The organism is Enorma phocaeensis (assembly GCF_016901575.1).
GTDB classification, from domain to species: Bacteria; Actinomycetota; Coriobacteriia; order Coriobacteriales; family Coriobacteriaceae; genus Limicola; species Limicola phocaeensis_A.
The window spans coordinates 1-1,341 of the sequence record NZ_JACJKQ010000055.1; the positions used below are offsets into that span (position 1 = coordinate 1).

Genomic DNA, 1,341 nt, shown 5'->3' on the forward strand with positions numbered 1-1,341 from the left:
GGTAACGTACAATTTCTTGCGCACTTTGACAGCGGAATAGCGTCCAGGCAAGAAAGGAGGGCACGGCCCGCCCCGGTATGATTCGAGTTGTCGAGACAAGAAGCATATTGGAGGAGAGCCATGCCCGAGCCCATTGTATCCTTGAACGAGGAGTCGCTGAAGGCGGACCTGCGCGAGCTCGTCAGGAGGACCGTCGAGGAGATGCTGAACGGCCTGCTGGACGAGGAGGCAGACGACCTGGTCTGCGCCGAGCGCTACGAGAGGACCGCCGACCGCGAGGCGTACCGCGCCGGGCACTACGAACGCAAGCTCACGACGACGTCGGGCGAGGTCGCGATCCGCATGCCCAAGCTCAAGGGCATGAGGTTCACCACGGCGATCATCGAACGCTACCGTCGCCGGGAGACCAGCGTCGAGGAGGCGATGATCGAGATGTACCTGGCCGGAGTCTCGACCAGGCGCATCGAGGACGTCTCCGAGATCCTCTGGGGGTCGAGCGTCTCGGCCGCCACCGTCTCCAACCTCAACGAGAAGGCGTTCGCGTCGGTCGAGGAGTGGAGAAACAGGCCCCTCGACCGGGCCTACCCCTACGTCTACGTGGACGGCATCTACCTCAAGCGCAGCTGGGGCGGGAGCTACGAGAACGTCGCCGTGATGGTCGCCATCGGCGTCAACGACGACGGCTACCGCGAGGTCATCGGCGCCGCGGAGGGCTTCACGGAGTCTGCTGAGTGCTGGCGGGAGTTCCTGTCGTGGCTCAAGTCGCGCGGCCTCCGCGGCGTGAGGATGTTCACCGGCGACAAGGCCGCCGGCATGGTCGGCTCCATCGCGGAGGTGTTCCCGGGCGCGGCCTACCAGCGCTGCACCGTGCACTTCTACCGCAACGTGCTCTCAAAGGTGCCCAAGTCGAAGCGGCCGAAGGTCGCGGCCATGCTCAAGGCTATCCACGCCATGGAGTCGCGCGAGGCGTCCGAGGCCAAGGCCCTCGAGGTCGCATCCGAGCTCGAGAAGTCCAAACTCGGGGAGGCCGCCAAGGTGGTCAGGGAAGGCTACGCCGAGACCCTGACCTACACGCGCTTCCCGCGCGAGCACTGGCGGAGAATCAGGACCAACAACGCCATCGAGCGCCTGAACCGCGAGATACGCAGGCGCACGCGCGTAGTCGGCACCTTCCCCGACGGGAACTCCGCCCTCATGCTCGTGACCGCGCGGCTCAAGTACGTCGCGGAGAGCGAATGGGGGTCCCGCCGCTATCTGGACGTGACGCTGCTGGAGGGGTAGCCGCACCGGAGGGCGGGCCTATGGGGCTGTCGGAAAGTGCGCAAGAATCTTGACGGTACC

At 65.6% G+C, this 1,341-nt stretch carries 1 protein-coding gene; it reads left to right on the plus strand.

Features of this window, described 5'->3' with window-relative positions; genetic code table 11:
* Window positions 1-120 precede the first annotated feature (120 nt).
* Entirely contained in the window at window positions 121-1,281 is a 1,161-nt protein-coding gene (locus H6A15_RS10145) for an IS256 family transposase (protein ID WP_204673636.1), read from the plus strand.
* Window positions 1,282-1,341 lie beyond the last annotated feature (60 nt).